Source organism: Bifidobacteriaceae bacterium (assembly GCA_031281585.1).
Classification (GTDB): Bacteria; Actinomycetota; Actinomycetes; order Actinomycetales; family WQXJ01; genus JAIRTF01.
In genome coordinates this window covers 1-4524 of the sequence record JAITFE010000159.1, presented here as the reverse complement: position 1 = coordinate 4524, position 4524 = coordinate 1, and the positions used below count along the sequence as shown (strand labels likewise).

General features: G+C 67.2%; 6 protein-coding genes. 1 reads left to right on the top strand and 5 read right to left on the bottom strand.

Annotated features, from left to right (window positions below; translation table 11 throughout):
- The 4 genes from LBC97_16480 to LBC97_16465 all read right to left on the bottom strand — a co-directional run.
- Positions 1 to 842, bottom strand: an 842-nt coding sequence (locus LBC97_16480; protein ID MDR2567613.1) for a hypothetical protein, incomplete at its 3' end; no start/stop codon positions are given.
- Positions 843 to 1075: 233 nt separating this feature from the next.
- Positions 1076 to 1312 (bottom strand): hypothetical protein, encoded by a 237-nt coding sequence (locus LBC97_16475; protein MDR2567612.1) that lies wholly within the window; start codon positions 1310 to 1312, stop codon positions 1076 to 1078.
- A complete protein-coding gene (locus tag LBC97_16470; GenBank protein ID MDR2567611.1) occupies positions 1296 to 1820 on the bottom strand; it encodes a DUF3990 domain-containing protein in 525 nt (174 codons plus the stop codon). The genes LBC97_16475 and LBC97_16470 overlap by 17 nt, the downstream gene beginning before the upstream one ends.
- The gene (locus LBC97_16465; GenBank protein ID MDR2567610.1) at positions 1813 to 2361 is read right to left on the bottom strand and encodes a DUF3791 domain-containing protein; all 549 of its coding nucleotides are present in this window, start codon (positions 2359 to 2361) and stop codon (positions 1813 to 1815) included. Before LBC97_16465 ends, LBC97_16470 begins: the two co-directional genes overlap by 8 nt.
- 231 nt (positions 2362 to 2592) lie before the next feature.
- On the opposite strand from LBC97_16465, the gene LBC97_16460 reads away from it, so the two are divergent.
- The gene (locus LBC97_16460; GenBank protein ID MDR2567609.1) at positions 2593 to 3495 is read left to right on the top strand and encodes a hypothetical protein; all 903 of its coding nucleotides are present in this window, start codon (positions 2593 to 2595) and stop codon (positions 3493 to 3495) included.
- Between the two features lie 81 nt (positions 3496 to 3576).
- Here the strand turns inward: LBC97_16460 and LBC97_16455 are convergent.
- Positions 3577 to 4524, bottom strand: a 948-nt coding sequence (locus tag LBC97_16455) for a hypothetical protein (protein ID MDR2567608.1), incomplete at its 5' end; no start/stop codon positions are given.

The following is a 4524-nucleotide window of genomic DNA, read 5'->3' as shown; positions in this document are numbered from 1 at the left end:
TTGGACGGCCGGTAGGCCGGGTTGGACCGAATCTTGGCGAAATGCTTCCGGTCGATGTTCGCCCGCCGGTACACCTCGGGGTCGCTCAACCCCCGCGCGTCGATCAGTTTCAGCAGCGTCGCGGAAAACGGCTCGTCCAGGCCGGCGAGCGCCTGCTCGATCAAACCGTGGCCATCGGGGACCTGGGCGGCCATGGGCGCGGCCGCTGGCGCGGAGGCCGGTTCCCACGTCGCGGCCGGGGCCGCCGGCGGCGGGGGCCCCGCCGACCTGGCCGCGGCGGCCGGGCCCGCCTCGTAGACCGCCCCGGTCAGATCGATCCGAGCCGCCGCCCGACCGCGCGGGCTTTGGCGCTTCCGGGCCCTCCTAGCCCGCCTTGGGCCCGTCCCGTCGCCGCCCGGCTCGGCACCGATTTCAGGCCCCCGCGGCTCGGCCCCAGGCGTCGGTTGGCCCAGTCCATGCCGTCGCCCGGAAAACGGCTGGCCGCCCAGGAGTCGGTCCAATTCGTCCAGCAAACCACCGCCGATGCCGAGCGCCGACTTGTCCTCAACCGCCAGGTAAACGTCCAGGTCGTGAGAGCCGAGGAACTCGCCGGCCGCTCGCTCCGCGACGTCGAAGGACCCAGCGGCCGACAGGCCGAAAGGCCGCGCCGCGGCCAGCGACAACGAGGCGGCGGGCCGCCCCTGGGCCACGGCCTCCTCCAGCGCGGCAAGGTAGAACAGGCGCAAGGCGTCAGCGCCGCCCGAGCCGCCACCCAGCCAACGGGCGCCGGTGCGGGGGGCCGCGGGCACGGCATCGTGAGCCGGTGGCTCAATAAGAACCTGCTCGACGATGCGGATACTCATGGCGCGACGGCTCCAAGAATCGCGCGGCGGCCCGCCAAGCCGGCCGGGGCCGCGCCGATCCGCCTCCGCCCAACGCCGTCGCCGCCCAAGAGCATCGAATTCTCGCTTGCCGCCCGCCGGCAGCGGGAGTCACGCCGGTTGAACACCCCGCCACCGTACCGTTCCGAACCGAGCGCCAAGCCCCCGGGCTTTGGCCAATCGGAGCCGCATGCCAAGGGGACGGCGCCGGGGATTCAGGGCAAAGGCTCGTCTGCGCGGAACTCGGACAGAAAGCGATCAAGCAACTCCAGGATGCTGTCCCAGTACCAACCGGTCCTGTGATCGCTTAGCTGCGCATACGTCCCGGAGGCGTAGAAGCGTTCGGCCACGGCTTCGGGGGACGCGGCCAGGCGCTCAGCGGCCTGCGCGACCAAGTAGCCCGAGATCGAATCGATTCCCGAGTCAATGGCCTCCTCAGTCAACTCGAACACGGTATGCCTCCCTGAATCGAAGCCTGCTCGCGGCACGCTCGGTGCCGAAGAAGACCTGATCATGCAGATTCTGCGTCATGAGCAGGCGGATGGCCGTGGCCCTGGCCTCTAAGGTGGCGGGCGGCCCGAACACTCCAGCGACGAATTGGTTCAGCACCAATCCAACGGCGTCGTTCGCCACCGGGCCGCGCACCACATCTGCCTCGACGTCCGCCGCGCCCTGCACCAGACGCTGAAAGCCTCTGTTGCGCAGGACGAAGTCGAACCACACCGCGTTCGGCTCGGAGAACTCTCTGACCCGCAGGCCTGACGGATCCTTCAAATCGAAGACGCTCACCCACCCGAAACCAAGACCCGCACGTCGGGCCTTAAGGATCGCAAACCGCTCCGCCTGCCACGCTGCCGCTGTCGTGTAAAAACCCCGGCCGAAGTCCTTGTTCGGGACCCCGCGGTCGAGGCTCACGTCCTCGACCCGGCTGTCCGAGCCGTGGTACAGCGCCTCAGGCAATTGGCTCAAGGATGGCCCCCTGCTCGCCGGCGTGGCGCGACAACTCCGCCACCACATGTTCGTTTCCGTAATAGTGGAGCAACTCGTGGTTGTCGTAAAGAAAGCGGATCAGGGCGTAGCGATCAACCAGTGGGACGAACTCGGCGACCGACAGCCCCAAATGCTTCCGCATGGCAGTGAGCATGACGAAGACCCACGTCGCGACGGCTTGCTCTTGCCCCATAGCCTCAGTGTAGGCGACTTGCCCAAGCCGGAAGCTGCCCCGCCGCCGAAGCCGAGCCGCGAAAACCATCAAACCGTGGACGGCGGCGCTTTCGAACAAAGTGCCCAAAGTGGCAAGGTCGCGCTCCAAGCGGGACTCCTCGGTGCCGAGCAAGACGGCCGCTAAGGCGAAATCCGCCAAATGCAGTTTGGGAGACGTGCGCAGCACGGCCCGCGAGCGCGGCGCCGGCGCCCACGCCCCTTGGGCTTCGACCACAAACAACCGGCCCAGCAGCTTGAGGTATTCGCCGACCGTCTCCGGGGTGATCTTGGGCGCCACCGGTCGCAGGGCCTTGGCGAGGGTTCGTACCGACTAGGCCGGGAAATGTGGAGCTTCGACGCCGGCAAATGTGGCAGTTCTAGGCCGGATAATGTGGGACGGTTAGGCCGTGAAACGTGGCAGACAGCTGTCGGGGCGGGGTCGACGCGCTGGCGGGGCTCGCGCTTGGCCCGGTAGGACGGGGCACGATGCCGCTCCCCCTACCATTGGTCCACAAGGAGGGGATTGGACATGAGCGCTTGGCGCTGGATCGCATGGGTTGGGTTGCTGACGCTGGTCTTGGGGGTGGCCGCGTGTGAGACGCAGGGAGAGGAAGTCGCCACGCTGCCGACCGCCAGCCGCGGGCAGGTTGAGCGCAGCCCGGCGGTCGAGGCGCCGGAGCTTCCCAACCCGGCTGAAGCCATGGCGGAATGCCTGACGGACGCGGGCCTGCCCGCCAAGGCGGAGCCCCGCGAGTTCGACGGCGTGCCGCAGGTGGAGTTGATCACCGACGAGCCGTACCAGGCTTGCTTCGCCGGAGAGTTCACCAGTTGCGTGCTCGGAATGCCCGAGGACGGCGACCCGGACTTGAACCTGGAGCAAAGGAAGGAGTACGCCGACCAGGCCCTTGAGGGTGACGCGCTCAGGATCGGCGACGCGGACCACAGCGAGGTGTGGGCGGCGTGCCTCGCCGCCACTGGGTACACCCTGCCCGGACCGCCGGTCGACAAAGACGAGGAGCTGGCGGAAAAGGCGGCCATCGTCGAGGCCACCCTGGCCTGGGCAAGTTGCGCCCGCACGCAAGGGCTGACCGTCACCGACCCCGAGCCCCCGGTGGCCGACGCCTGGGCCACCCGGCCCGCGGCGTTGCTCGACCCCAGAATCTCGCCCGACGAACTGCATTCGGCCCTGGAAGCCTGCCCCAACTTCGACGTGGAGGCCCACGAGGCCGATGCCGCCGCCCAACGCGAAGCAGACTACGACCCGGCCCAGGGGGTGTTCGACCCGGAGATCAAGCTCGACGCGCCCGGTTGGCGCGGCGAGGCGTTGCCGCAACAGGGCTCACCGGACTGGACCCCCGAACTAGCCGCGCTCTGGGACCAAATAACCTCCGCCAACCACGCGTTCTGGGACAGCCAAGGCGGCGTGGGCTAACGAGGCCGCTCGCGAGTGCGGGTCTGCACCTGAGCCAGCGAATCTGGCCGCAATGCCTGGAACGCACCTCCGCCGGCCCGGTCAGATGCCGCTGATGATGCGGTCTATGGCCGCCATCATCGCCTCCAGTTCGGCCTTGTGGTCCTCAATGTACCGGGTCTCAGCGTCAGCGAGAATCTGTGCGTACTGGTGGACGTAGTCCGTTTCCTGGCGGCACTCGAAGTCGACCACCGCGATGTCGATCTCCACCTGTGACCCGACCAACGACCTGTACTCGATCGGAATGTCGGTTGCGTCCATGGCGGCAACGCCCTCTTGCCAGTCGAATTCGGACCCGTCCGGCGCCGTCTGAATAGCTGCGTGGATCGGGTCCTCAACGTCATCCACCCAACTCGCATTCCAGCCGCCTCCGGCGGCGGACTTCACACATTCAGAATAGCGGCTATTCAACTCCTTCAAACGGGGATCGCGCACAATCGCGTACGCGCCGTATGTGGTTTCCGAGCCGTCAAACGCTGCTTCGGTAGCTAAGGCGGCAACCATGTTATCTATCGCCTCTGGCCACCCCGCTAGCAAAGATGGCTCGACCACCCACTGTTCGGTCTCCGGAAATCGCGCAGCCGCCGATGGCCAACAGGCTTCCGTGTCGGGGTTGGCCGCCCCCTCAAAGCCGTGATACCCGCCGAGAGCCAGGTCGTACTCGCGCTGGGCATCGGGAGACAGGCCGTCCCGGTATTCGGTGTTCGAGGCATCCGCCTCTGAGGTGATGGCCTCTTCGAATTCCCCAAGGTCCTCGGGAGGTGATATGCCGTAGCCGACGCGCCTGACCTCTTCCAGACTATCGGGCAGCCACGGAATGGAAAGATCGTTGTCCTCCGCATTGACTGTTTCCTCTTTCAGTACCGACGCGGGGGTGAGCGGATGGTAGATGAAGCCGCGCTCCTTCATGCACTGGGCGATGGCCTCCTGCCGCTTGACGAAAACCTCGTCTGCGGCACGATAGTCGACCGGCGCCCGCGCCGCTTGAAG